A 26,634-nucleotide genomic window follows, 5' to 3' on the forward strand; every position below is an offset into this window, starting at 1 on the left:
CGCGTCGCGGCGTGAAAGCCGGCGGCGGCGCGCGCGGGATGCACGCAGTGCGCGAAAGCGCATGCGCGCCCGCAAGCCGGCGCGGGCCGGCCTGCACGGGTTCTGGAGGCGGATCAGTGGCGCGGAGGCGCCTGGCGGGAAGGAATCAGGTAGCGGCGCAGGACGACCGGCGCGGGGCGCGGCAGGCGTGCGAGGACGTAGGCGATGACGAGGAAGATCGCCAGCAGTTGTGGCGATGCCGCGGGAAGGTCGGCTGTGGAATGGGAAGCGAGCTGGCAGCTGACGCAGTCGGACAGCTGTTCGGACAGGTCATGGTCGTGGAACGAGGCGCCCACGAGTTGCAGGGCAAGGATCAGCGCGCACAGGCAGGCCAGCACCCGGCGCAGGGGTGCGCTCATCTGCTGAAAGCTGGCGGCCTGGAACTGCATGCGATCCCGATTGACGTTGATGCGGGGCAGTATAGCCCAGCGGACATCGAGCCGACAACCGGGTCGCACCAATCGAGGCTTACTCGAAAGCGATCAGCAGCGCGGTCAGGCCGATGCAGGCGGCGGCGATGACGCCGATGCGGGTGCGCAGGCGGCGGCCGTTGGAGACGATGTCCTTGGCGATGCCGCGTTTCGGCGCCTGTGGGTTGCTGCGGTCGACCGCGGTCGCGGCATGGATGGAAGAATGGTGGCGTTCGGTATGTTCGGTGTTCATGGTTGACTCCAGCGCCGTCTCGAATGAAGACTGGCAAGTAGATGATGAATGGCCGGCGTGAGCCGGGCGTAATACGAAGATGGTGTGCCGTTCAGGCGCGCGGGGCGCGCTGGGCAGGAAGAAGGGCTGTCTGGCAACTGTGGCAACTGGGCCGCACCGCCACGTCGTTGGGATAACGCGGGCTGGGGTAGGGCGGACAGTGAATGCGTGACATGCGGATGCCAGTACAAAGCGTCGAATTCGGGACCCGGGACGGGAGCAAGACCTTCAAGTCGGGCTGCGTTCGGGACGTTATTTATTTTACATGCATGCCACGTATAGACAAGGGCCGCACGATTGACAACTGGTGTTTTCTTATAGAAACAGTCCATCCTAGCATGCCGTGCCAGCGAGTTGAAGGGTGTATTTGCAGCTTCGCTGAGCGGACGCAACAGCTCGTCCAAAATGATGCGATGCGCAATCGCAGTGCGCCATTCTCGCCATCGTACGGTGCGCTGGCGGTGCAGTTTTGGGCGCGTCCCTCTGCGCGCTTCCTGGCATGAAGATTGCGTAATCAGCATCAGCGCAACGGAGCGCTGCGTGTGCCGCCAACGAAGGCAGCACCCACAAGACAATGACGTCTACCGGAACATGAATGCGTTCATGTCGGTACGCGTCTTTTTTTTTGCCTGACCACATTGGGATTGCGATGAAAAATCAGAAGCTTGAAGCGAAGAGCGTAGCGACGACGGGCGTCGGCGAAGTCGATGTCACGCGCAGGAAAGTCATTCATGGCGCAGGTCTGGTAGCGGGAGGAAGCTTGATGGGGCTGGCAACGGGCGGCGTGTGGGCGGCGGGGTCGGACAAGCCGGAAAAGACCGAGATCAGGATCGGCTTCATTCCACTGACCGATTGCGCGTCGGTGGTCATGGCGTCAGTGCTGGGCTTCGACAAGAAGTACGGCGTCAAATTCGTGCTGAGCAAGGAAGCGTCGTGGGCCGGCGTGCGCGACAAGCTGGCCAACGGCGACCTGGACGCGGCCCACGTGCTGTACGGCTTGCTGTATGGCGTCCAGATGGGCATCGGAGGGCAGCGCAAGGACATGGCGGTGCTGATGGGCCTGAACAACAACGGCCAGGCGATCACGCTCTCCAAGCAGCTGGCTAACAAGGGCGCGGTCGACGGCCAGTCGCTGGCCAGGCTAATGCGCGCCGAAAAACGCGACTTCACCTTCGCCCAGACCTTCCCGACCGGCACCCATGCGATGTGGCTGTATTACTGGCTGGCGGCCAACGGCGTCAACCCGATGAAGGAAGCCAAGGTGATCACGGTGCCGCCGCCGCAGATGGTGGCCAATATGCGGGTCGGGAACATGGACGGCTTCTGCGTGGGCGAACCCTGGGGGCACCGCGCCATCATGGACGGCATCGGCATCACCGCCATCACGACCCAGGACATCTGGCGCGACCACCCGGAAAAGGTGCTGGGCTCGACGCTGGAGTTCGCGAAGAAGCACCCGAATACCTGCCGCGCCATGATGGCCGCGATCATCGAGGCCAGCCGCTGGATCGACGCCTCGATGGCCAACAAGAACAAGATGGCCGAGGTCATCGCCGCCAAATCGTACGTCAACACCAGCAAGGACGCGATCGACCAGCGCATCCTGGGCCGCTACCAGAACGGCCTGGGCAAGACCTGGGACGACCAGAACTACATGAAGTTCTACAACGACGGCGCGGTCAACTTCCCGTATCTGTCGGACGGCATGTGGTTCATGACCCAGCATCGCCGCTGGGGCCTGCTCAAGCAGGACCCCGACTACCTGGCCGTGGCCAGCGCGGTCAACCAGATCGCGCTGTACAAGGACGCGGCGACCCTTGCCAAGGCGCCGGTGCCATCCAGCCCGATGCGCAGCTCGAAGCTGATGGACGGCAGCGTCTGGGACGGCAAGGACCCGAAAGCCTATGCCGCTTCGTTCAAGGTCAGGGTCTGATTTTCATCTTGTTTGAATGGGGGAATGCCATGAACGCTATCCTGAAATCCGAACACCATGCATCGACCGGTGGCGGCGCGACTGTCGTGACGCTGCCGCTTGCGGCGGATGTGCCTCTCGCCGCGTCTCCGGTCCGCAAGCCGGCGCCCGTTGTGCGCGGCGCGCAGCCGTTCGCCCGAGCGGTGAAGGCGGTCCTGCCGCCGCTGGTAGGCATCGCCTTCGTGGTGCTGGTGTGGCAGCTGATCGCCACCCGCAACGAGACCTTCCCGTCGCCGCTGGCGACCTTGCAGGAGGCGCTGAAGCTGTTCGCCGATCCGTTCTACCACAACAGCCCGAACGACCAGGGCATTGGCTGGAATGTGCTGGCCTCGCTCAAGCGGGTCGCGGTGGGTTTTGGACTGGCGGCGCTGGTGGGCATTCCGCTGGGTTTCATCATAGGGCGGGTGCGTTTTGTGAGCGGCATGTTCGGCCCGATCATCAGCCTGCTGAAACCCGTCTCGCCGCTGGCCTGGCTGCCGATCGGCCTGCTGGTGTTCAAGTCGGCCGACCCGGCGGCGATCTGGTCGATCTTCATCTGCTCGATCTGGCCGATGATCATCAACACGGCGGTCGGCGTGCAGCGCGTGCCGCAGGACTACATGAACGTGGCGCGCGTGCTGAACCTGTCGGAGTGGAAGATCCTGACCAAGATCCTGCTGCCGTCGGCGCTGCCCTACATCCTGACCGGCGTGCGCCTCGCCATCGGCACCGCATGGCTGGTGATCGTGGCGGCCGAGATGCTGACCGGCGGCGTGGGCATCGGCTTCTGGGTGTGGGACGAGTGGAACAACCTGAACGTGGCGAACATCATCATCGCGATCGTCGTCATCGGCGTGGTGGGGCTGCTGCTCGAGCAGGCGCTGGTGGCGCTGGCGCGGGCGCTGACGCACGAACAAGTGGCTAACTGATTAAGGAGCGCGATCATGGAAGACCTTCAAACCAGGTTCATCGACATCACCGGCGTGGAGATGGCGTTTCATACGAAGAAGGGCGTGTTCCAGGCGTTGCAGGGGATTGACCTGGCGGTGCGCAAGGGGGAGTTCATCACGCTGATCGGGCACTCGGGCTGCGGCAAGTCGACCTTGCTGAACCTGATTGCCGGCTTGTTGAAACCGACGGCGGGCGTGCTGTTGTGCGCCAATCGCGAGATCGCGGGGCCGTCGCCGGAGAGGGCGGTGGTGTTCCAGAATCATTCGCTGCTGCCGTGGTTGACGTGTTACGAGAACATTCATCTCGGGGTCGAGCGGGTGTTTGGCGCCAGTGACACCCGTGCCCAGCTGCGCGAACGGACGCTGGCTGCGCTGGCGCTGGTGGGGTTGTCGAGCGCGGAGGGCAAGCGGCCGCACGAGATCTCGGGCGGCATGAAGCAGCGGGTCGGCATCGCGCGGGCGCTGGCGATGGAGCCGAAGGTGCTTCTGATGGACGAGCCGTTCGGCGCGCTCGATGCGCTCACCCGAGCCCATTTGCAGGACGAGCTGCTCAAGATCGTGGCGGCGACCAGATCCACGGTCGTGATGGTGACGCACGATGTGGACGAGGCGGTGTTGCTGTCGGATCGGATCGTGATGCTGACCAATGGGCCGGCGGCGACCATTGGCGAGATCGTCGAGGTGGGCTTGGCGCGGCCGCGTGATCGGGTCGCGTTGGCGCAGGATGCGCGCTATACGGAGCATCGCAAGGCGGTGCTGGAGTTCTTGTATCGCAAGCAGGCGCATCCGGCGGTGGAAGCGGCGTAAGCGGCGGCCTCAGGCAGGGAATTAGGCGGGTTTTTTCTTCTGCACCTGGCGCTGCTGCTGCTTGCGCTGGGTTTGATTCCGGTTCTGCTTGGCCTCGTACAGTGCGACAGCGTCGCGCTTGGCCTGGGCGACGGTGCGCAGTTCTTCTTTGTCGTCGTGCGTGACGAAGTAGTCGTTGGCCTGTGCGTCGACCACCAGCTTGATCGCGGCTTCGTCGCTCAGGTTGTAGATTTCAGTGAGGAGGGTTGTTACTTCGTCGAGGAAGTCTTCGTAGGTCATGGCGCGGTCGTCGTTGTGCGAGTGGGGGGGATGACAGGATAAGCTGAAAGAAAAAACGCCAGCCCGAAGGCTGACGTTTCTACTGAATCCTCGGTGGGCAGTGTGCTGGGCTTGAACCAGCGCTAAGCCAAGGGGAGGGAATAGTAGCTTATCGGGAGTCACATAACAAGTGCGTCACATGGTGAGTTGGTCATGTCTGCCCATGGCCTGCAGCGATTGGCGCTACATAGAGCGGCTGGTATGGCCGTCATCTGCTTGGCAAGGTAGTCTTTGATTGACAAGCCAAGACCTCGCAAGGCCTTCAACCGACCGTTGCAGGCAGGCTGCCGATCAGCTTGCATCCGCATTCCGTCGTGCATCCTTCGACCGCAACCGGTACCCCGTCGATTGTCAGTGTGTCGTGGGCGGTAATGATCTTGTTGCCACCGTGCGGTTTGCCACCGGGGTAGGGCTGCGGGCAATTAACTTTGTCACCCAGTCGGGCGATCGCTCTTCCCCTGATGTCGTGATTGGGCGAACCGCTAACAACTGTGCCGCCATGGTCGGTTTTGTCTCCGACTGTAATGACCTTTAATGACATTTGGCTCTCCAGTGGAATCGGTCACGTGAGTAGAGCAGTGGGTATCTGGCACAAGCTCAGCTGCGTCCTGAACGCCTTGCCATAGCAGCCATATATGCTTCTTTTCTGGCCTAGCAGGTGGTAGCTGAACCGGGGCAAACTTTCCGAATTGAGGGGTCATGCGTTTGAATCAGTCTGCATGAGTGATCTGCAACACTCGAAGCAACTGCTCGTCCCTAGCCCCAGCTCTTCCCGCATCAACATCAACGGAGACATTTCTGCAGAGGCAGTACTCATTATCCGAAGGGTTCGACCGGAGAATGCTCCAGCAGTTAATACACTGGTAGAACGTCCGGTCCGAGACTGGTAACGCCGCCCCGACGACATGGTTCAAGTCTACGATGACCAAGTTGTTCGTCAACATAAATCATTTATTAGCCGTTATGTAGCATGCGCGGTCCGGCTAGTAATGCCGATGCCAGTTGTATAGAGCCTTGTCTCTTTATCCTCATGCTGCCCTTTGACTAACAAATAGATCGCATGTGCTTCTTGGTTAACCTGCTAAGTTTTTCTAGCCTTCCCCACCAATCTTTTTGTGATAAATGAGGCAAGTAAAAGTCCCCGAGCGACTTCACATGGCAACGCATTTCTATCTGCTTCAATGCATCTTTCCGAGTGTCTGCCGACAGAGTTCGGTCTAACGCTAAATCAGCCAGATGCTGCAAATCATCAGCATCTTTAAAAACCACCTTGATGTAAATCGGTAACGATGCTAGAAATTGATTCTGAAAAGGTCGTCATCGTCTGATTGCTTCTGTATATTCGCGTTCTGCCGGTATGACTTGCCATCCCCCTTCCGGATTTTAAGCATCTACTGTGCTGAGATGGACAGCTTATGGTTGACTTAATTTATTAAGATTCAGTATAAATTTTAGCACTTGACCAGCCGGTTAACACGTCGCGAAAGCACATATTGGGTCGCATTCCTAGACTGATCGACCAAGGTTCTGCTGATCCATCCCGGAACGTGTGCCAGATCTCCTACCTGTACCGCCCGCATATCTCGCTCGCACGTTCAATCCCGTTGTATTGCCGCTTGGAGATCTAACTGACAACATGATTATCGGTTTGGATTGATTTTGGAAATCGTGCCGTCAATTTCATTTATTGATAATCGAAAGTCACCTGATGATCCCGATAAGAAGAAACAAAGCTCGCCGGAGACATAATAAACATCGGAAAATGACGAGGTGGTTAATTCTCTTGGCTTATTTATTTCAAAGCGAATGCTTCCGTCCGTATTCATGACGTAAGCATGATTTTTTTGTCCCGTTTCGAATGGTCCCTCCACTATGGCAATACTGCGGAAATCGTTTAACGGCACTGCGAGAACTCCCCACGGTTTCAACAATTCATATTTTTGCCCATTGTGTTCCCATGATGCTCCAATTGGCAGTAGTTCCCTCGCTGTTAATCGCTTCGGGTTCTGTATTTTATCGTAGTACGGGTCCAGTTCGATATTTCTGAAGTTTTGTAATTTAGTCATTGCCTGTCTCTGTTATTCAATAGGCCTTGGCGCCCAACGGGAACGAGTTTGGCACGGTCCGCGTAATTCAGAATCTGTACTTGGCTGCCTCCACCGGGATAAGTTGCGCAGCCATGCGTCTGAGGCCCAACCATTCCGTGCTGGAGCTGCACTCCTTCAGGAATGTGAAATGTTTGTACATGCGACACTTCAGGTTTGAATTGTGGTGTCACAGCTAAATTTTTTCGTACATAGGCCACATTGGGGATGTGGTCTTGTGTCGCCCATCCACCTGGTAGAGTTTGTCCAGGCGCCATCGCCATTTGAACCTCCAATCCGCCTGCTGGAGCGGGAGCCGATTCCATAGGAGTATTCGGCATCCAGGGATTTGATGCTGTCGGAGCAGGAAGCGCAAGAGGCCGTTTTGGCAAGTTCGGCAGTTTACAAGAAAGCCCAAGCGGATCAGTTAGATTAACTGGGTTCCCAACGTAGCGGTACAAATTGAATCCACCCGCCAACCCAATCGGATCCAGTTCCTAAAAAGGGTCAGGTCTGACATTCGTACACGAGCTGAGCGCGAACACACGCTAACTGTCGAGGTTGTGTCTAGATATCAGACCTGGCCCCATTGGTGCTTGACCATAGAGACATTCTCGCAGAAGCAATACTCATTGTCAGAAGGGTTCGACCGGAGAATGGTCCAACAGTTAACGCACTGGTAGAACGTCCGGTCCAAGACTGGTAGCGCGGCTCTGACGATATGGTTTAAATCTACGATCGCCAACTTGTTCTTCAACATAATTTATCTCCGTGATGGTTGGCAACGATTTGGGATTTCGACTAATTCTCCCGCATCTAAGTGCGATTGAACGCTTCGCGGAAGCTGATATTGAGTGCCATTTCTGGCTGATTCAAGGGGCAGTAAAAGGGTCAGGTCTGACATTCGGGCACGAGTTCAGCCCCAACACATGCTAACTGTCGAGGTTGTATCTAAATGTCAGACCTGACCTCCGCTGTGATCAGTCCGCAATTTGGTAACTTCAGCGAGTTGCCATAAAGATGTCCACCTGAAAGGCACGTGGTTCATAGCTCACTTCAACTTGCCCCCACTTGAAATGCCACATACGCTGTCTATTTTTCTTATTATCAGGTGGACGTCCGATTTTCTGTTCTACGAAATTCGATAGTAGACGATATTCGTCCTTTACGGACTTTTCACTTACGTCATCCCACCCTTTCATGGAGCTGTCTAGCCACTGCAATCGAAGCCACTCAATCCTTGTCTCTCGTAACCTAATAAAAACGCCGAACCTCATACCATCCGTCACAGCTTCTACGTAGTAGTAAGTTCTGCCCCCGCCAGTTTCTCGCTTTTCAATTAAACCTTCTTTGGTGAGCGCATTTAAGTCTTCGTCATCAGAGGAGGCGAGAATATTTTTTGTACCGAGACTGATTTTTCCTTCGAGAAAGTTAATCATGGATTTGTTAACTCCATTATTGGGCCTTTTTCCATGCTCATACGATCTCTTGCAGTAATGTAATATTGCGTTCCGCCGCCTGCTCCATAGTCGTTATTGGCAAGGGCATAAGCTTTCCCAACACAAAGGTCTTCTTTTAGTGTAAATGCCTGGACCTTTTGCCTTGCACCGAATTTGAAGTTGTCAGAATTTCCAGAGTGTCCGACTTGTGTCGCCTCATGATATGCCCTGATTGAACCTTTTGATGCAGCAAGAGTGGACTCGTCAGCAAAGAAGCCGCCCGGCTTCGTTCCGTAAGGGTACAGTGTATACACAGTAGTTCCTTTAGGTAATGTCACGTTTGACCAGCGGTCTTTATTAGGGTACGCGCGCGAGCTCTGGAATCCTGCTGCACCACGCGCCGGATTTTTCTTGCCCCGACATGGCGTCCCCGTACATATAGGGCAAGATATTTTCGTTTTCTTTGATCGCAGACCCAAAGGGTCTATCCAGCTCGTCGGATTTGGTGCGTACTGATAAGCGTTCATCCCACCGAGCAGGCCAATAGGATCAGCCGTTATGTAACGTGCGCCTTCCGGGTCGTAGTACCGATACCGGTTGTAATGCAGTCCCGTTTCTTCATCGAAGTACTGTCCCTGAAACCGGATTGGATTCCATATTCCAGCCGTGCGCGCCGCTTCGCTGATCGCCTCCTTCGCTTGCCCCCACGCTTTGTACTGCGCCGACCACACAACCTTACCATCATGGTCGGTTAACTCCTGTGGCGTACCAAGATGATCGCATTGATAGAATGCGATCTCCTCCTTACCGAACGGCTCGGCTTCTTGCTCGAACTCGCCGTTCCATAGCGGATCGAGCGCGATGTCATACTTGCCGTCGTTGCCCGCCATCAGCGTCTTGACATCGGTCGTGGGCGCCAGTCGAAGCATTCGGTTCCGGGTAGCCTGCATCAGCGGCACGAAGCTATCGCGCTCGTACACGTAGTGCACTGTCCGTTCCCCCGCCGCATAGCCCTGGTGCACGCTGCTTTCCAACGCCAGCGTGTCGCCATCCCAGCCGTACATGGTCCGGGTCGTCTCCCGGAAAGCAGCGCCATCCATCGCCCCGCTGCGTTTGACGATGCGCCGCCCCAGTGGATCGTAGGCATAGGTGGTAACGCCATGCCAGGTCGTGGCGCGGATCATCCGATTGAACGCATCCCATTCATACCCGGACCGCAGGCCGTCCTGGGTTCGTTCCACGACGTTGCCGCGTTCGTCGTAGCGGTAGCGCACGCCGGCATATTCCTTGAGCAGGTTGTCCAGTAGTTTCGGCAGTGGGACACGGCGGCTAATGGGCTCCTGCTGCGCAGTATCGGGTGCCTGGATGTTCCCGGCCGGATCGAACGCGAAGGTTTCACGACCCAGTGCGCTGTTTGCCGCCAGCAGGCGTCCAACCGGGTCGTAGCGGTATTCGATGCGGCCGCGCCGGTTGTCTTCGAGGCTGATCAGTTGGCCGGCCGGGTCGTAGCGGTAGCGCCGCAGGATTGCGGCTTGCATGCCGACCTGGACCTCGGGACGGTAAGTGTCGGCGTAAGCGTAGCGGTCCTTCCGGCCGATCTGCGCGATGGCGCCGAGCTGCTGTTCGATCAGACGCCCGGCCGGGTCGTATTTCATCGTTTGCAGCAGGCCGTTGGCCTGCGTGCGGCCGGTTTCCTGATACAGCGTGTCGCGCTCGAATGATACAAGGTCCTGCCCATCGAGCAGCAGGCCATGCACATGGCCTGCACCGTAGGTCAGCCAATCGATGCGGTGGCCGTCGGGCCGGGTAGTGCCGATGCGCTGATTGAGTTCGTCATGGTGGTGGCGCCAGACGGCAGTGCGCTTGTCGGGATGGAACGGGCCATGGTAGTGCTGGTGTTCGCGCACCAGGTTGCCGGCGTCGTCGTAGAACCATTGCAATCTGGCGTGCTCGTTTTTCGCTTCGGCCAGCTGGCCGTTGGCGTTATAGGCGAAGGTCTCGACTTGTTCTGCCTGGCCAGGCGCGGCGGCCCGGCGTTGCACGAGTCGACCCATGGGGTCGAAGTCGAGCCGCGTGGTCACGCCGGCTTCGACGGTTTCCGCCAGTACACCACTGGCTTCATCGTAGCGGTACCCGGTGGTCTTGCCGTCGAAGCCCTGTTCCTGCAGCAGGCGCCCGACGGGATCGTATTGGAAGCGGTAGACACTGTCGTTTTCGTTTTCCAGTGCGGTCAAGCGACCGAGCGCGTCCCACCTGTATTGCAGGCTGTGTCCCAGCGCGTCGATGCGCTTGGCGATTAGACCGCCTGCGGTGTAGCGGTAGGCGGTGACGCGTTGCAGTGCGTCGATATGCGCCAGCAGCCGGCCTTCGGCGTCGTGGCGCAGTTGCTCCTGGCTGCCGTCGGGATGGATGACAGCTTCGAGCTGGCCGGGATGATTGCCTCTGTCGGCGCCTTCGCTGTGCGCTAGAGTCAGCGTTTCGCTACTTACCGGCGTGTAGCGGTAGCGGGTCACATTGCCGGCGGCGTCGACGCGCTTGACCAAGCGCTTGCGGTCGTCGTATTCCCATTGGCTGCTGTGGCCAGAACAGTCGGTGTAGCCGGCGAGCTGGCCATCCGGGGAGTAGACGAGTTTCGTGACGCCGCCTTTGGCATCGATGACTTCGACGGACCTGCCGGCCTTGTCGTACGCGTATTGGGTCTTGTTACCGCGCGGGTCGGTTTCCTCGACCAAGTGGCCTTGGGCGTTGTATTCGCGCCTCCAAATGCCGCCTTCGGCATCGCGGATGCCGGTGACGCGGTGTTGGGCGTCATACTCGAAGTGGACCTGGCTGCCATCGGCGCGGGTGTGGGTGAGCAGGTTGCCGTGGTCGTCGTAACGGTAATGCTCGCTGCTACCATCGGTGCGGATATGGCGGACGACGTTCTTGGCGTCGTCGCGGAACAGCCATTCCTCGAGTCCGTCCGGATACACAACACGGTAGGTATAGCCGGCGATGTCGTAGTAGTAGCGCGTCTCGTGGCCGAGTGCATCAAGGACATAGGTCAGGCGGATATTCTTGTCCCACTCGAGCCGGGTGTCGTCGCTGCCGTCGTCCGCCCACTCGCGGATCGCCCTGGCATGAAGCCCGCTGTCGATGCTGGTGTCGTAGGCGAGGTTCATGCCACGCCCGGTGCGGTCGGTGTAACGTGTGATGAGGTGGCGGTCGTACTGGTACTGCCAGGCGGCGCCGTTTTCGTCCTGGGCGCGGATCAGGTCGCCGTGGTTGTCGTAGTCGTACGCCGCAAGCTGGCGCACCAGCTTGCCGTCCCGGATTTCCCACAACGCGCGGATGTGGCCGGTATCAAGGTCGACCCGGGCGCCAACATGGGCGACGATGGTCTCGCCTTGCTTGCTGATGATGTCACTGAGCACCTCCTCGCCGGCATAGGGGCCATTGGCGACGACATGGTCGTAGCGCAGGCCGAGGGCGGCGCCGTCGCGGGCATGCAGCGCGATCAGCCGGAAATGCTCCTTGCCCAGGTCGGCTATCTTGGCGCGCACGGTGTCGACCAGCTCGTAGGTTTCGCGCCACGGGCTGGGTTCTCCATCGGGCAGCGGCTTGCCGAAGTCGAGCGTGAGCAGGGTGGGACTCATGCGGGTGAGCGTGATGTGCTCGACCGGGTCGTAGTGCCGCTGGCCGATGCCAAGGTACGGGTAGCGGTGGCTGCGGCCGTCGGCGGCGTGATAGAGCAGGGCGGCGGGCTTGCCTTTGCCTACAACGTCGATCCGGGTGCTGTAGGGGGTAAGCCAGCGCGCGCCGAGGTTGCCGCGGTCATAGGCGATCAGCTGGCTACGATAGGTGCGGCTCCATTCGATCGGGAGCGGCGCATCCAATACAAAGTCGGTGTGGGTGAAGGTTTCGGCGCCGGTGGCAAAGCTGATCGACTTCGCGGTGCCGCCTTTTGCGGGGCACAGCTTGCAGGCATTGGCGTCGCCCGTGGCCCGGCCTTGCTTGCTGCTGGCGCCCAGCTCGTGGTCGGGCTTGGTCTTCCTGTGGTCTGCGCCCTTGCTCGAGGGGACCAGCGCCGGGTAGCGCCGCTTGTGTTTGGTGACTGCCTCGCGCAGCCGCATCAGGATCCAGCGGATGCTCATCTTCGCGTTTTCGTCGGCCAGGGCGCCAAGCTTGCCGCGAAACGCCGGCTTGAAGTCGGTCAGGTTGTCGATGATGCCCGTCACGCCCGCTACTGCGCTCTGCGGCAGGTGGCTGGCTGCCATGGCGACAACGTAGTTCGCGCTCATCTTGTACTGCCGGCCGAGGGCGCCAAGCATGCGGCGCCAACTGCTTTGCGCCTTTGGGTCGTGCAGCTTGTTTTCCACTTCCGCCGGGGTGGCCACGTCGAACAGCGGTTCCTTGCCGATGCAGCGATTGAGTATCTTGGTCAAGTCGTCGGCGATGCCGTCGGCAGTATTGGCGCAATCGTCCAGGATACCGGGCAGCTTGCCCATCGCGCTGTCGACAAAGGTGTCGATTTCTCCGGCCAGCCTGGCGTTCAGGTGCACGACCAGCACCTCGACCAGCGCAGCGCCGAGATCCTTGGCGCCCAAGGCCAGCTTTTGCCTGACCAGGTGCAGTGCAGGCCGCAGGCTCATGCGCGCCGCGTTGCCAGCTCCCGGGGCCACGCCGATCAGGTTGATGCCAAGGCTCACCCATTGCAAGAAATCGATGTCCTTTTCCTTCTTGGCGAGGTACTTCTGGATGATCGCCACGATATCCATGATGGCGTCGATCAGCGCCATGATGTTGCCGATCACCGGCAGGCTGCCGGCCACCGTGCTCAGGCGCTCCAGCGTGACATAGTCGCCGCTGATCTTGCGCAGCCACTTGTCGAAGGCGGCAGCGCCGGCGCCGACGTCCTGCTGGCTGATGGTGTTGAGCGGGGCAACTGCGACTTCGGGCGCACGTTCGGCGGACTTGGACGGGGCCTGCGTGGTCTCGGTCATGGTGGCTTTTATAGGACGGATTGTTTCGGGATCGCGGGTGGTGCTTCGGCGCCGTAGGTATGCAGGGCCGTTGCGCTTCCCGCGAATTTGCCCACAGCATTGGCCATGCCCGCCTGTCCGACCGACGCCAGCAATGCTTGCGCGCCGCCTTTGGGCAGCGACTGCACCGCGCTTGCCGCCTGTTCCGCGGCCTGCGCAATGGCGCCGACCTTGTCGGCTGCACCTTTGAGTGCGCCTGCCGCCGCCCCGGCGCCAGCCTCGGGCAGCGCCACGGCCGGCCATTCGGTTCCCTGGCCGAAGTAGCTGCCTTCATCCCACGGGTCGCGCGGGTCCTTGCCATAGCTGACCGTGGCCATGCCCATCGGCAGGCCGGCCACGCTGGCAAAGCCGTCGCCATCGAGCGTTCCCTGGTGAACGCCCCCTTCGGCGTCGACGATGGTGTAGTCGCCTCCCTGGATGCCTTGCTTCTTGCCGCCTTCCTGATTCACATAGTGGTGATACAGGTCGAGCTGCCCCGGCGCCAGTTGCACGGTCTGCGGCAAGGTCGGCGTGCCTTCGCTCTTGCCGGGAACGAAGCTGTGTTGGGCCGCGTGCTGGCGCCAGTTACCGCTGGTGCCATGGACGATCCCCGATGCGTTCCAGCGGCTGAAGCTGGTGCCGCCGTTGATCACCACTTCTTCCTTTGCCGTGATCGTGATCCGGTTGGCGGTATGGGTGATGTTGAGCTTGGCCAGGATGTTGACGCTGTCCTTCAAGGCAGTGATGTCAATGTCGGCGCCGGCCGCCACCAGCTTCATGCCGGCCTTGTAGGCAAACATGCGCACCGCTTCCTTGACGCTCACGAGCAAGCTCTTGCCCGCGCTCACGCTGGCATGGCCGCCGCTGGTCAGGGCGGTGTGCTCCACGCTCATCAGGTGGGTGGAACCCTGCGAGCTGGTTTCGATGCCGGCAGGGCTGGCCAGAAGCAGGTGCGGAGCCTGGAACTCCGGGAATTCGCCTTGGCTAGGCGTGCCGCCCTGACCTTTGATGGCGTCGACCTGCGCCTGCAGCGCGGCGACGACCTGGTCCTGGTCGCCCGGCTGGTGCGCCTGCGCCTGTTGCGCGGTTTGCGACAAGCTGTCGTGCAATTCCTGGCCTTGCGCCATACGCGCCAGCGTCTCGGCCATGTCGGTGATGTGCGCGCGGGCGTTCGGCCGACCTTCGGTGCTGAGCAGCAGGCCGCGCTGCGCCCGCACCGCACCAATGCCGTCGGTGCGCAGCTCGAAACCCTGGCCGCGCGCATCCTTGCGTCCGGCGTTGTCGTCGATGCGGTTGATATGGCCGAGGCTGAGCTGGCTGGCCAGATGGTCGCTCTTGAGCTGCGCCTGGATTTTCCCCTGTGTATCATCCAGTACCAGATGGTTGCTGCGTCCGCCGGGTGTGTTGCCGCCCTCGGCGGTCAGTTCCCGGCTTCTGAGCCCCATCAGCGCCTGCTGTTCGGGCAGCTTCCACGGCGGCATATAGCGCTGGTTGTACATGGAGCCGGTCACGATCGGATGGTCGGGATTGCCATCAAGCCACTGCACGATCACTTCCGATCCAACCCGCGGATGACTGCTCAACCCTTTCTCGCCGCCGGCCCAGTTGCTGCTTACCCGTACCCAGCAGCTACCACTTTCGTCGCGGTCCCAGTGAAACTTGACCTGGATGCGTCCGTACTGGTCCACGTTCAGGCTGCCCTGACCCTGCGGACCGACCACGGTAGCGGTCTGCAGGGCCAGCAGCCTGGTGTCGGTACTGTTGAAGCCGCGTCCGGGACGCCAGGGCAAGGCCTTGCTCTGGCAGATCAGGCGGTTCTTGTACTCCGCCACCGCGTCCTTGCCTTGCAGGTAGTTGTTGCTGGCCTGGTGGTGCACTTCCAGGACCAGGAATTCGCTGGCCTCGCTTTCACTGAAATGGTCGAGCAGCTTGAACCATCTGCCCGCTGCGACCCGCCGATTATTCCCTTGTGCTTCGACCGTCTTGCCGCGGGCTTCGATTTCTTCCATGCGCAGCCGTGCGAGCTGGTCGGCGCCGGGCTGGTGCTTGAAGCCGTAATGACCTTCATAGCTGTGGACCTCCAACCGCGGTATATCTCCCTGTTCGTCGACGGTGACGATGTCCGCATGGACCGGACGTGGATTCTTGAAGTCGAAGCCGCTCACTGCCGCTTTCCCGGACGCCCACTGGCGCAGCGGGCTCCAATCGCCGATCGCGTCTTCTTCGGCGGAGCCGCCTGCGCGCTGGAAGCGAATGCCTGGCGATGCGCCGTCGATCGGCGCTGCGTTGCGCGTGTCGTCGCAGACCTTCAGCACATGACCTTCGTTGGCGTGCTCGTACCAATAGCTGTAGCCGGCCGCCTCCCAGTGCCGGCACAGGTAATTGTGGTCGGTCTCGTCCCACTGCGTGGACATCGTGCGCTGCGGCTGTTCGCCGGCGACCGTCCACTCCCACACAGGCAGGCTGCCGTAGCCGGCGAAGATCGTCTCGGCCTGTTGGCTCAGGCTTTGTGCATGGAATAAGCGGTTATTCCGGCGCAGGCGCGCGTATGCCAACCATGGCACCAGCACGGCTTCATAGAAAGCCAGGCCGCCATCCGTCTTGACCAGCTTGAACGAAGCGACATAACCGGTGAATGGGCGCAGGCTGCCGTCGTGCTGCACCAGCGAGATGCACAGCAGCTTGCCATGCATCGCCTCGAGTTCGATGCAGGCATCGTCGCTCAGTAGTTCAACTCTGAACTCGAAGTCGCGCGACAGGTATTCCGCGCCTTCGAACTGGTTCACCATCAGCCTGACCGGCGGCCTGTCGTTCCGCGGGAACGCCAGGCGTAACAGGCGGGTGCTTTGGTGGGATTCCAGCAGCGATTGCAGGGCAGTCATCGTAGGTGCGCATCGGTTAATCTGGTCACAGTCCGTTGACTGTAGTAATTAATCGAGAGCGACCAATGACAAAACGCAATTTATCGCAAAGTCGTGCCTTGCGGCGAAGCGGATGGGCTACCATGCGTCGCAAGTACGGCACAGTAGGTAAAAGAGGGAGGAGACGCGGAAAAAACAAAAAAGGCGTCACGATCACTCGCAACGCCTTCTTTGCTACAACATATTCTGGTAGGCCGTGCGTGGCTCGAACACGCGACCAACGGATTAAAAGTCCGCTGCTCTACCAACTGAGCTAACGACCCGAAGAAGCAAGATTATAGGGCCAGGTCATGAATCTGTCAATTGCCGAGCCCGATCAAACCGCGCTTGAAGCCCGCTGCTTACTTCAGCGACGCCAGCCGATCCCGCGCCGTCTGCGCCGCGCTCGAGTCCGGATACTTGGACACCAGCGTCTGCAGCGACTTCTTCGCGTTCTTGTTGTCCTTCAGCAGGGCGTAGCTGCTGGCGATGTTCAGCATGGCGTCCGGCACCTTGGCGCTGTCGGCGTAGGTGGTGGTCACGACCTGCTGGGCCGCGATGGCCTTCTTGTAGTCGCCCAGTGCGTAATAGGTGTTGCCCAGCCAGTACTGCGCGTTCGACGCATACGCCGATTGCGGATACTGCTTGACGAATTCCTGCAGCGCGACCGAGGCCCCCTTGTAATCGCCCGACTGGAACAGCGCGGTGGCGGCCTCGTAGGCGGTTTTCTCGGTCGGCATCACTTCGGCGGTCTGGCCGTCGATGACTTCCTGGCGCGGCTCGAAGCGTTTCATGCGCGCGTCGAGGTCGGCGTACAGCTGCTTCTGGCTTTCCTGGGCCTTCGACAATTCGTTCTGCAGCACTTCGATCTGGCCGCGCAGGCGGGCGATCTCGCGCATGGTCTGCTCGTGCTGGTTCAGCATCTCGATCTGGACCGTCTTGTCCGACTTGCCGTCGATGCGCGCGGTCAGGTCGCGCGTGATGTTGTCGACCTTGGTGCGCAGGTCCAGGATGGCCTTGCGCGCTTCGTCGTCATCGAACGGGCCGGCCGCGGCATGCAGCGGCATCCACAGGGCCAGGACGAGGCAGGCGAGGCGGGACGGAGACAGTTTGATCATAAGCGTTGCTCTTTCTAAACCGGTTGCTGAGATAAAACGGGGCGGGTAGCAGTCTGCACTGCGTCCCGCCCCCTGTCAATCAACGCTGATCGGCCCGATCAGCCGGATTGATTACTGATAAACGATGTCAGCGCGGCGGTTTTCAGCCCAGGCTTCTTCGTTGCTGCCGGTTGCTTTTGGCTTCTCTTCGCCCAGCGAGACGGCTTCCATCTGGCCTTCCGACACGCCCAGCGACGCCATCGAGCGACGGACGGCTTCGGCACGCTTCTGGCCCAGGGCCAGGTTGTACTCGGTGCCGCCGCGTTCGTCGGTGTTGCCCTGGATCAGGACTTTACGCGAGGTGTTCTTGGTCAGGTAGCCCGAGTGGTTCTGCACCACTGGCTGGCCGTCGGCGCGGACCACGAAGCTGTCGTAGTCGAAGTAGACGCTACGGTTGGCCAGGACGCCTTTTGGATCGTTCAGTGGATCGACGGTGCCGGTTTCCACTGGACGGATGTCACGGCTGTCAGCCACTGGTGCTGCTGGCTCTGGCGACTTTTCAACGACTGGAGTTTCTTCCAGTTTGGTTGGCGACGAGCAAGCGGCCAGCAGGGCGGCAGCGGAAGCGATGAAAGCGAGACTCTTGAAGTTGCGCATGGATTTTCTCCTGTTCTGGTTAAGGTTTTACTTCTTACTTCATGAAAGGACCCCAGCTGGGCTCCCGAATGTTTCCCGCTTTGGTCGTCAAGCGTTGCTTGACCCGTCCATCCACTGACACCACTGCAAGCGAGACGCGCCCGCCGCCCTTGGTTGCATACATGATGTACTTGCCGTTAGGCGAAAAACTCGGTTCGGTGGCCCCATCGGCCAGGCGAAGTTCCCGGCCGCTTGCCAGGTCCATCGCATATAAGGAGAAAGCGCCGCCGCGCTGCGAAATCCAGGCCAGCGTCTTGCCGTCCGACGAGACGCGTGGGCTGATATTGTAATTGCCATTGAAGGTCACACGGGTCGCATTGCCGCCCGAGACGCTCATCTTGTAGATCTGAGGACCGCCGCTGCGGTCGCTCGTGAAGTAAATGGTCTGGCCGTCGGCCGAGAATTGCGGCTCGGTGTCGATTGCCGGATTGTTGGTCAGGCGGCGATGGCCGCTGCCGCTCGAATTGACGGTATAGATTTCCGTATTGCCGTCCTGCGACAGGGCGACGGCCAGGGTGGAGCCGTCCGGCGACCATGCAGGCGCGGAGTTGTTGCCTTTTTGGTTCGAAACAACGTTGCGGCGACCGGTCATCAGGTCTTGCAGATAGACCACCGGCTTGCGGTTCTCCATCGAAACGTAGGCGACCTTCATGCCGTCCGGCGACCAGGCCGGCGAGATGATCGGTTCCTTGCCCTGGGTGGCGATGATCTCGTTCTCGCCGTCGGCGTCGGCCACGGCCAGCGCGAAGCGGTTGGCTGCGCGGTCTTCCTTCACATAGGCGATGCGGGTCGAGAAGATGCCGCGCACGCCGGTCAGCTTTTCATAGACGTCGTCGGCGATGCGGTGCGCCTGCAGGCGGGTGTAGCGGGGCTGGACTTCGCCGCCCAGCTGCGAGATTTCGCCGCCCTTGACGGTGTCGAGCAGCTTGTAGCGGATCGCGAAGCGGCCGTCCGGCTGGCGTGCCACGCTGCCGACCACCAGCGCGTCGGCGCCGCTGGCCTTGAAGGCGCCCAGGTTCACCTGGCCGGCGTCGGCGTCGCTGATCACCTGGCCGGCGTCGATGACCTTGAACACGCCGCTGCGCTCGAGGTCGGCGCGGATGACGGCCGAGACTTTATCCGGCGCGACGGATTCGTCCGCGAAGGCGGCGATGGCCACCGGAATCTGGTTGCTGCCGACGCCGGCGATTTCGATCTGGATCTGCGCATTGGCTGTTGTCCCGATTGCGAGGGAAACGCTGAACAGCAAAATGTGAATTTTTTTCATGGTGTCTCTAGTAAAACTGGTTCGAACCGAATCAATCGTAATCTTTCATCGAGAAATTCACGTCAAGCGTACGCTCCACGGTCCCGTCCTTCTTCTTGGGAAGCGGAGATGCTTTCTTGATACCATTTTCCACTGCCCTGTCAAATTCTGGCACACCGCTGCTTTTCACAAGGCGCACCGACATGATTTCGCCGGTTGGCAACTGCTCCACCCGGAACGTAGCGCGCGGATTGCCGGCCACGTCGGTATTGCCCGGATAGGCGGTCGCGCTCTTGATCGCCGCCGTGATCGCGGCGATATAACCGCCATCGCTGCGCGGGCCGGTCGATTTCGCGGCGGTGCCGGTGCTGCCCATGGCGCCGGCCATGCGCTGCAGTTCTTCCTTGCGCAACTTGTCGAGTCGAGCGTCTTCCGCTTTGGCGGCAGCCTCGGCCTTTTTCTTCTTCTCGGCAGCGGCAGCGTCCGCTTTTTTCTTCTCCGCGAGCTCTTTCTTCTTGCGTTCGGCTTCCTCGAGTTTCTTCTTCTCGGCTTCGTCGCGCTTCTTCTGTTCCGCTTCCTCGCGCTTCTTCTGCTCGGCTTCTTCGCGCTTGCGCTCCTCGGCTTCCTTGCGCTTCTTCTCTTCGGCGGCAGCCTTCTTCGCTTCTTCTTCCTTGCGTTTCTTTTCTTCGCGCAGCGCGATCTCGGGATCGGGCGTCGGCGCAGGGCGCTCCACCGCCGGCTCCGGTGGAGTAGGTGGCGGCGGTTCCGGCGCGGGCTCGGGTTCCGGTTCGGGTTCTGGTTCCGGCGCGGGCTCGGGCGGCAATTCGGGCGCCGCGGCGGTCTGCGCCGACATGTCCCACACCTCGGCCTCGACCGAGACCGGATTGACCTTCTGCCAGCTCACGCCGATCGCCAGGAAGGCCAGCAACGCCGCGTGCACCGCCACCGCCAGCAGGAACGATGGCAGCGGTTTCGGTTCAGGCGGCACGTGGTAGGGCGTGCCGTGGTTGGCGGACTTCGGTGCGGTCATGGCGTCGGCGTCACTGGGTGGCCAGGCCGACCCGGTTGATGCCCATCTTCTTGGCTTCCGAAATCAGCTGGATCACGTCGTCGTACTTGCTGTCGCGGTCGCCCGCGATCAGGACCGGAAAGTCCGGATTCTCGTCGTGCAATGCCTGCAGGCGCTGCAGCAGGGCGGAGCGGTCGGCCACTTCGTCCTGGGCGACTTTTACTTTTCCGTGCACGCCGATCGAGAGCTTGTTGCCCGGCTCGATGGAGATCTGGATATACGTGTCCGGCGGCAGCGCGGATTTCTCGGCGCGTGGCAAATTGACAACACTAGGCGCCTCATTCGCAGGCACCGCCATGAAAATGATGAGCAGCACCAGCATCACGTCGATATACGGCACGACGTTGATCTCGGACTTGAATTTGCGGCGACGTCCGCCGCGCATGCTGCTGGAAAATGCCATCCCGATGCTCTCCCGGTTCTCGTGGGCGGATCAGCGCGACTGGCGCTGGAGGATGTTCGAGAATTCTTCGACGAAGCTCTCGAAGCGGTTCGCCAGGCGGTCGATGTCGTGGGTGAAGTGGTTGTACGCGACCACGGCAGGGATTGCGGCGAACAGGCCGATCGCGGTCGCGATCAGCGCTTCGGCGATGCCGGGAGCGACCACCGCCAGGGTGGCTTGCTCGACGCTGGCCAGGCCGCGGAACGAGTTCATGATGCCCCACACGGTGCCCAGCAGGCCGATGTACGGCGAGACCGAACCGACCGACGCCAGGAAGTTCAGGTGGGTGTCGAGTGAATCGAGTTCGCGCTGGAACGAGGCGCGCATGGCGCGGCGGGCGCCGTCGAGCACCGAGTTCATGTCCAGGGCTTCGCGCGAAGCCTGCTTGCCCTTGATGAACTCGCCCATGCCGGCCTCGAAGATGCGGGCCAGGGGGCCGCTCTGGTCGCGCTGGCTGCTGGCGCTCTGGTGCAGGGTGTGCAGGTTGCCGCCGGCCCAGAAGCTGCGCTCGAACTGCTCGGTCTGCGCGCGCGCGGCGCGGATCGCGAACACCTTGCGGAAGATATAAGTCCAGCTCACGATCGACAGCAGCAAGAGCAAGGCCATGATCAGCTGCACCAGCACGTGGGCATTGGCGATCAGGGATACAAACGAGAGGTCGTGGGTTGCGGTCATGGCTTAACTTATATGATTTTTCAGGCGGCACGCATTTTAGCAGCCACGTCGTCGGGCAGGGAACGGGGACGCGTGGTTCGTACGTCAACGCAGCCGATCTTCACGTTGGCCGAATTGAGCAGCACCTCGCCGCACCATGCTTCCTGGAGAAACTGAACCGAGGCGCCGCCCACTTTCGTCACGCTGGTGCGGATGCTCAGTTCATCGTCGAGACGGGCGGCGAAGCGGTAATCGAGGGTCATGCTCCTGACGACGAAGGCCGTATGCTCGGCGTCGATCAGCGTTTGTTGTTCGATGCCGAGCGCGCGCAGGAACTCGGTACGGCCGCGCTCGAAGAACTTCAGGTAGTTGGCATGATAGACAATGCCTCCGGCGTCGGTATCCTCGTAATAAACCCTGACTGGCCAGTTATACACTGAAGGCATTCTTTGTTGCCGAATTAATGAAAACGGGAAATATTTTACGCGACTTTCCACTTTAATATGTACGCTGACGTACGTTGAAAGCGGAAAAGTTTTGCGGTCTGATAGCACGGGGGCGTGCTTTTGAGCAGTAGTAGACTTGAAACGTGGTTAAAAGACCAATCACTGTAACACTTTCTCACAAATGATAGGTGCGTGATTGGTCTTGCTGGGCAGGGTGGTGAATGCGTAGGGTTGGCAGCGGCGCCGCCGACCCTACCGAGATCGCGGGCCTTTTCAGCCGCGGCGCACGTTGAATGGCGAGAATCCCTGGCAGGTCGGCATCAGCTCGATGCTGTTGACGTTGACGTGCGGCGGCAGCGTCGCGATCCAGAAAGCGGTGTCGGCGATGTCCTTCGCGGTCAGCGGTTGCGTGCCCTCGTAGACTTTGGCCGCGGCCGCGTCGTCGCCCTTGAAGCGCACGTTCGAGAATTCGGTGCCGCCGCACAGGCCTGGCGCGATATTGGTGGCGCGCACACCGGTGCCGACCAGGTCGGCGCGCAGGTTCAGCGTGAACTGCTCGACGAAGGCTTTGGTTGCGCCATACACATTGCCACCCGGGTAAGGGTAGTGGCCGGCCACCGAGCCGATATTGATCACCAGGCCGCTGCCGCGCGCCACCATGTCCGGCAGCACGGCGCGGGTCATGGTCACCAGGCCCTGGCAGTTGGTGGCGATCATGGTTTCCCAGTCTTCCAGCGGCACTTGGTGGGCCGGCGCCGTGTTCAGCGCCAGGCCGGCATTGTTCACCAGCACGTCGATCGGTTTCCATTCCGGCGGCAGGCCGGACAGGGCGGCCTCGATCGAGGCGCGGCTGGTGACGTCGAGCGTCACGGCCAGGGCATTGGCGCCCAGTTCGCGCGCCAGGTCGGCGATGCGGTCGGTGCGGCGCGCGGCCAGGACGACGCGGTGGCCGTGGGAGACAAAGGTGCGCGCCATTTCGGCGCCGAAGCCGGCCGATGCGCCGGTGATGAAGACGATCATGATGGGTCCTTGGATGGCAACAGGATGACAGGCGAGAAAGGCGAGGCGCGCTGCCGAACCGTAAAATTGTAGCCGAAACGACCACGGGTCCGCTGGGCGCCGTGCATTCCCGGCCGGCACAGCGGTTTCCTTGCCCTACGATGGGGAGTTCAGTACAATTTGGAGTCCTTACGTCTCACGTAACTGGCGAAACACCGCGTGCGCGCACCATTCGGATGCGCGGCGCGGCAAAGGTGGGCACCCACCGGGGAACGTGAGACGCCATACGCCGTTCGCCTGGGCAGCCATCAACCGGTACGCGTTCGATCGCGGCTGCCTGCGCCCGTGCCTACGGCCCGCCCCGGCTCCCGCCTGTCAATGCCACCAGTTGCCTGGATTACTATCGATTGGAGTTTTACATGTTTGCCAAAGACCATACGCTCGCCAATATCGACCCGGAACTGTGGGATGCAATTCAAAAAGAAAACGCTCGCCAGCAAGACCACATCGAGCTGATCGCCTCCGAGAACTACACCTCGCCGGCCGTGATGGAAGCGCAGGGCTCGCAGCTGACCAACAAGTATGCCGAAGGCTATCCGGGCAAGCGCTACTACGGCGGTTGCGAATATGTCGACGTCGCCGAGCAGCTGGCGATCGACCGCCTCAAGGAGTTGTTCGGCGCCGAAGCCGCCAACGTCCAGCCGAACTCGGGTTCGCAGGCCAACCAGGGCGTGTTCTTCGCCATGCTCAAGCCGGGCGACACCATCATGGGCATGTCGCTGGCCGAAGGCGGCCACCTGACCCATGGCATGGCGCTGAACATGTCGGGCAAATGGTTCAACGTCGTCTCGTACGGCCTGACCCCTGAAGAAGACATCGACTACGAAGCGCTCGAGAAGCAGGCGCACGAGCACAAGCCGAAGATGATCATCGCCGGCGCGTCGGCATTCGCCCTGCGCATCGATTTCGAGCGCATCGCCAAGGTGGCCAAGGACGTCGGCGCCTACTTCATGGTCGACATGGCGCACTACGCCGGCCTGATTGCCGCCGGTGAATACCCGAACCCGGTGCCGCACGCCGACTTCGTCACCTCGACCACCCACAAATCGCTGCGCGGTCCGCGCGGCGGCATCATCCTGATGAAGGCCGAGCACGAGAAGGCCATCAACTCGGCGATCTTCCCGGGCATCCAGGGCGGTCCGCTGATGCACGTGATCGCCGGCAAGGCCGTCGCGTTCAAGGAAGCGCTGTCGCCGGAGTTCAAGGAATACCAGAAACAGGTCGTCAAGAACGCGAAAGCACTTGCTGAGACGCTTATTGCACGCGGCCTGCGCATCGTGTCGGGCCGTACCGAATCGCACGTGATGCTGGTCGACCTGCGCGCCAAGGGCCTCACCGGCAAGGAAGCGGAAGCCATCCTGGGCCAGGCTCACATGACCTGCAACAAGAACGGCATCCCGAACGACCCGCAGAAGCCGTTCGTCACCTCGGGCATCCGCCTGGGCAGCCCGGCCTTCACCACCCGCGGCTTCAAGGAAGAAGACGCGGTCACCGTGGGCAACCTGATCGCCGACGTGCTGGACAACCCGCACGACGCCGCGACCATCGAGCGCGTGAAGGGCGAAGTCAAGAAGCTGACCGACAAGTACCCGGTGTACGCCCGATAAGCCCTCGCTGACCATCGCGATGTACGGGCCGGTTCGCCGGCCCGCTCAGTATCCATGTAGTACCTGCAGCCCCGGCGCCATGAAATGTCCCTTTTGCCAGCATGAAGAAACACAAGTCCTCGATACCCGCGTATCCGAGGAAGGGGACGCCATCCGGCGCCGGCGCCGCTGCGGCAAGTGCGACAAGCGCTTCACCACCTATGAGCGCATCGAGCTGTCGATGCCGATCATCGTCAAGAAGAACGGCAGCCGCACCGAGTTCGCGTCAAACAAGCTGCGCGGCAGCCTGATGCTGGCATTGCGCAAGCGTCCGGTGGCGGCCGAGGCGATCGACCGCGCCGTCGCGTCGATCGAGGAAAAGCTGCTCACCAGCGGCCGGCGCGAAGTCGAGAGCGTGTACGTCGGCGAACTCGTGATGGAAGAGCTCAAGCGGCTCGACAAGATCGCCTATATCCGCTTCGCTTCCGTCTACAAGAATTTCGAGGACCTGGATTCCTTCCAGGCGGCGCTGGCCGAAGTCGGGCATCAGCGCAAGCTCGACAACTGACGTCGTTTCCAAGTTCCGTTTATTGCCGGACGCATGCTTGCGTCGACGCATGGGCGCTTGAACCCTGCCTGATAACGTCTCTGCTCACACATCGTTAGCGGAGGATGTCATGCAGGTGCGTCTCCCCGGTAGCCCGGGCGGTTTCACCATGATCGAAGTCCTGGTGGCCTTGTTCGTGCTCGCGGTCGGCGTGGTCGGCGCCAGCGCGGCGCAGCTGGCCGCGCAGCGCACGCGCCAGCAGGCCGCACTGACCTCCGAAGCGGCGCTGCTGGCCACGTCACTGGCCGCGCGCATGCAGGCCAACGCCCAGGTGGCGAGCCTGCCGGACGGCGCCAATCCCTATGTTCCGCTCGATTACAAGGCGCTCGGCGCCGGCCCGCCGGCGGGCGGCGCCCCGTGCTTCGGCGCGGGCGCCTGCGATCCGCTGGCGCTGGCCGCCTTCGACCTGCGCGAGACGCGCCTGGCGCTGCACCGCGGCTTTCCATCGGGCCGCATCGCGGTCTGCCGCGACGACGCGCCATGGGATGACGAGCACGGCCGCTACCGCTGGGCGTGCAGCGGGGAAGCAACTGCGCCGGTGGCGATCAAGATCGGCTGGCATGGCACGCAGGACGGGCCGGGCTACGTGCTGCTGGTGGCGCGATGACGTTCTTCAACCCGCGCCGGCGCCAGGCCGGCTTGACCATTGCCGAACTGATGGTGGCGATGGCGCTCGGCCTGGCGGTGCTGCTGGCCAGCGGCTCGCTGCTGATCACCAGCGTGCGGTCGCATGCCGCCGTCATGGAAGCGTCCGAGATGGACGACAGCGGCCGCTACGCCGTGGATGCGCTGGCGCGCGCCATCCGCCTCGCGGCGCACGTCGACTGGGCGGCGCATCCGGCCTCCGATCCGGCGGCGCCGGCACGGCTGGCCGGCCTGGATGCCAGTTCACTGGAGCGCACCGGCGCCGGCATCGATGTGACCTTGCCGGACGAAGCCAATGGCAGCGACGTGCTGGCCCTGCGCTTTCCCGGCAGCGGCGCGCCGCCCAATGGCGACGGCGCCACCCTCGATTGCGCCGGCTTTCCCGTGCACCGCGACGAAGAGGGCTGGAGCATCTTTTACGTCGCGCGCAATGCCCAGGGCGATGCCGAGCTGCGTTGCAAGTACCGGGGCGCGAGCAGCTGGTCGTCCGATGCGGTGGCGGGGCGGGTCGAAGGCTTCCAGGTGCTGTACGGCCTGGATGCCGACGGCGACCGCGTGCCGGAGCGCTACGTCAATGCGACCGAGCTGGGCGCGCTCGATGCGGCGCTGGCGCCGGTCGGGGCCACGCCCGACGAACGCGCGGCCGACTTGCGCAAGCGCACGCACTGGAAGCGGGTGGCGCTGGTCCGGGTCGCGCTGCTGCTGCACGGCGCGCGCCTCGATCCGGGCGCGGATGCCGGCATCGTCTACGACTTGTTCGGGCCAGACCATGGCGCCGCATTTTCCGCTGGCGACCAGGGCACGCGGCTGGCGGGAGCGGCGCTCGACGACGCAGGCGAGCCGCGCATGCGCAAGGTCTATGGCGCGACCATCGCGTTGCCGGTGGCGCCGGATTGA

The 26,634-nt window shown here is 61.4% G+C and carries 23 protein-coding genes, 1 tRNA gene and 1 riboswitch; of the genes, 7 read left to right on the top strand and 17 right to left on the bottom strand.

What is annotated here, in order from left to right; all coding sequences use genetic code 11:
* Positions 1-113: 113 nt before the first annotated feature.
* A complete protein-coding gene (locus tag KY496_RS00415) occupies positions 114-428 on the bottom strand; it encodes a hypothetical protein (protein ID WP_071363439.1) in 315 nt (104 codons plus the stop codon).
* Between the two features lie 79 nt (positions 429-507).
* Positions 508-702: a hypothetical protein gene (locus KY496_RS00420; protein ID WP_005669451.1), complete on the bottom strand. Its 195-nt coding sequence runs from the start codon at positions 700-702 to the stop codon at positions 508-510.
* Between the two features lie 802 nt (positions 703-1,504).
* On the opposite strand from KY496_RS00420, the gene KY496_RS00425 reads away from it, so the two are divergent.
* The 3 genes from KY496_RS00425 to KY496_RS00435 are packed head-to-tail and all read left to right on the top strand — an operon-like array spanning position 1,505 to position 4,449.
* The gene (locus KY496_RS00425) at positions 1,505-2,674 is read left to right on the top strand and encodes a CmpA/NrtA family ABC transporter substrate-binding protein (RefSeq protein ID WP_219863363.1); all 1,170 of its coding nucleotides are present in this window, start codon (positions 1,505-1,507) and stop codon (positions 2,672-2,674) included.
* 29 nt (positions 2,675-2,703) lie between these two features.
* Positions 2,704-3,621 carry a nitrate ABC transporter permease gene (ntrB, locus tag KY496_RS00430; protein ID WP_219863364.1) on the top strand — a complete coding sequence of 306 codons (918 nt, stop codon included), beginning with the start codon at positions 2,704-2,706 and terminating at the stop codon, positions 3,619-3,621.
* Positions 3,622-3,636: 15 nt separating this feature from the next.
* Entirely contained in the window at positions 3,637-4,449 is an 813-nt protein-coding gene (locus tag KY496_RS00435) for an ABC transporter ATP-binding protein (RefSeq protein ID WP_219863366.1), read from the top strand.
* Positions 4,450-4,470: 21 nt separating this feature from the next.
* Here KY496_RS00435 and KY496_RS00440 read toward each other — a convergent pair whose 3' ends face one another.
* From KY496_RS00440 to KY496_RS00510, 15 genes are all read right to left on the bottom strand, one after another.
* On the bottom strand, positions 4,471-4,728 hold the full coding sequence (locus tag KY496_RS00440) for a hypothetical protein (RefSeq protein ID WP_219863367.1): 258 nt from the start codon (positions 4,726-4,728) through the stop codon (positions 4,471-4,473).
* 301 nt (positions 4,729-5,029) lie between these two features.
* Positions 5,030-5,308 (bottom strand): PAAR domain-containing protein, encoded by a 279-nt coding sequence (locus KY496_RS00445; RefSeq protein ID WP_219863369.1) that lies wholly within the window; start codon positions 5,306-5,308, stop codon positions 5,030-5,032.
* 1,099 nt (positions 5,309-6,407) lie between these two features.
* On the bottom strand, positions 6,408-6,833 hold the full coding sequence (locus tag KY496_RS00450; RefSeq protein WP_219863371.1) for a hypothetical protein: 426 nt from the start codon (positions 6,831-6,833) through the stop codon (positions 6,408-6,410).
* Positions 6,834-7,852: 1,019 nt separating this feature from the next.
* On the bottom strand, positions 7,853-8,290 hold the full coding sequence (locus tag KY496_RS00455) for a hypothetical protein (protein ID WP_219863373.1): 438 nt from the start codon (positions 8,288-8,290) through the stop codon (positions 7,853-7,855).
* Positions 8,287-13,272: an RHS repeat-associated core domain-containing protein gene (locus KY496_RS00460; RefSeq protein WP_219863375.1), complete on the bottom strand. Its 4,986-nt coding sequence runs from the start codon at positions 13,270-13,272 to the stop codon at positions 8,287-8,289. Before KY496_RS00460 ends, KY496_RS00455 begins: the two co-directional genes overlap by 4 nt.
* An 8-nt stretch (positions 13,273-13,280) precedes the next feature.
* Positions 13,281-16,172 (bottom strand): type VI secretion system Vgr family protein, encoded by a 2,892-nt coding sequence (locus KY496_RS00465; RefSeq protein ID WP_229520386.1) that lies wholly within the window; start codon positions 16,170-16,172, stop codon positions 13,281-13,283.
* Between the two features lie 226 nt (positions 16,173-16,398).
* A tRNA-Lys gene (locus KY496_RS00470) sits at positions 16,399-16,474 on the bottom strand.
* Between the two features lie 78 nt (positions 16,475-16,552).
* A complete protein-coding gene (gene ybgF, locus KY496_RS00475) occupies positions 16,553-17,308 on the bottom strand; it encodes a tol-pal system protein YbgF (RefSeq protein WP_071363434.1) in 756 nt (251 codons plus the stop codon).
* A 111-nt stretch (positions 17,309-17,419) separates the two neighbouring features.
* A complete protein-coding gene (gene pal, locus KY496_RS00480; RefSeq protein WP_005671244.1) occupies positions 17,420-17,944 on the bottom strand; it encodes a peptidoglycan-associated lipoprotein Pal in 525 nt (174 codons plus the stop codon).
* A gap of 34 nt (positions 17,945-17,978) precedes the next feature.
* Entirely contained in the window at positions 17,979-19,250 is a 1,272-nt protein-coding gene (tolB, locus tag KY496_RS00485) for a Tol-Pal system beta propeller repeat protein TolB (protein ID WP_219863377.1), read from the bottom strand.
* 31 nt (positions 19,251-19,281) lie between these two features.
* Complete coding sequence (gene tolA, locus KY496_RS00490) at positions 19,282-20,259, bottom strand: cell envelope integrity protein TolA (RefSeq protein WP_219863379.1); 978 nt, start codon at positions 20,257-20,259, stop codon at positions 19,282-19,284.
* 10 nt (positions 20,260-20,269) lie between these two features.
* Positions 20,270-20,701, bottom strand: coding sequence for a biopolymer transporter ExbD (locus KY496_RS00495; RefSeq protein ID WP_005671249.1), 432 nt, complete (start codon positions 20,699-20,701; stop codon positions 20,270-20,272).
* 30 nt (positions 20,702-20,731) lie between these two features.
* Complete coding sequence (gene tolQ / locus KY496_RS00500) at positions 20,732-21,415, bottom strand: protein TolQ (RefSeq protein ID WP_219863381.1); 684 nt, start codon at positions 21,413-21,415, stop codon at positions 20,732-20,734.
* Positions 21,416-21,435: 20 nt separating this feature from the next.
* Positions 21,436-21,840, bottom strand: a complete 405-nt coding sequence (gene ybgC, locus KY496_RS00505; protein WP_071363432.1) for a tol-pal system-associated acyl-CoA thioesterase — start codon at positions 21,838-21,840, stop codon at positions 21,436-21,438.
* A gap of 273 nt (positions 21,841-22,113) precedes the next feature.
* The gene (locus KY496_RS00510; protein ID WP_219863383.1) at positions 22,114-22,860 is read right to left on the bottom strand and encodes an SDR family oxidoreductase; all 747 of its coding nucleotides are present in this window, start codon (positions 22,858-22,860) and stop codon (positions 22,114-22,116) included.
* Positions 22,861-23,029: 169 nt separating this feature from the next.
* A riboswitch (ZMP/ZTP riboswitch) is annotated at positions 23,030-23,149 on the top strand.
* A gap of 109 nt (positions 23,150-23,258) precedes the next feature.
* On the opposite strand from KY496_RS00510, the gene glyA reads away from it, so the two are divergent.
* The 4 genes from glyA to KY496_RS00530 all read left to right on the top strand — a co-directional run bounded on the left by glyA (position 23,259) and on the right by KY496_RS00530 (position 26,634).
* The gene (gene glyA, locus KY496_RS00515; RefSeq protein ID WP_219863385.1) at positions 23,259-24,506 is read left to right on the top strand and encodes a serine hydroxymethyltransferase; all 1,248 of its coding nucleotides are present in this window, start codon (positions 23,259-23,261) and stop codon (positions 24,504-24,506) included.
* A gap of 79 nt (positions 24,507-24,585) precedes the next feature.
* On the top strand, positions 24,586-25,053 hold the full coding sequence (nrdR, locus tag KY496_RS00520) for a transcriptional regulator NrdR (RefSeq protein ID WP_005671257.1): 468 nt from the start codon (positions 24,586-24,588) through the stop codon (positions 25,051-25,053).
* Positions 25,054-25,162: 109 nt separating this feature from the next.
* On the top strand, positions 25,163-25,699 hold the full coding sequence (pilV, locus tag KY496_RS00525) for a type IV pilus modification protein PilV (RefSeq protein ID WP_005671259.1): 537 nt from the start codon (positions 25,163-25,165) through the stop codon (positions 25,697-25,699).
* Positions 25,696-26,634, top strand: coding sequence for a PilW family protein (locus KY496_RS00530; RefSeq protein ID WP_219863387.1), 939 nt, complete (start codon positions 25,696-25,698; stop codon positions 26,632-26,634). Before pilV ends, KY496_RS00530 begins: the two co-directional genes overlap by 4 nt.

It is taken from the genome of Massilia sp. NP310 (assembly GCF_019443485.1).
Taxonomy (GTDB): domain Bacteria; phylum Pseudomonadota; class Gammaproteobacteria; order Burkholderiales; family Burkholderiaceae_D; genus Telluria; species Telluria timonae.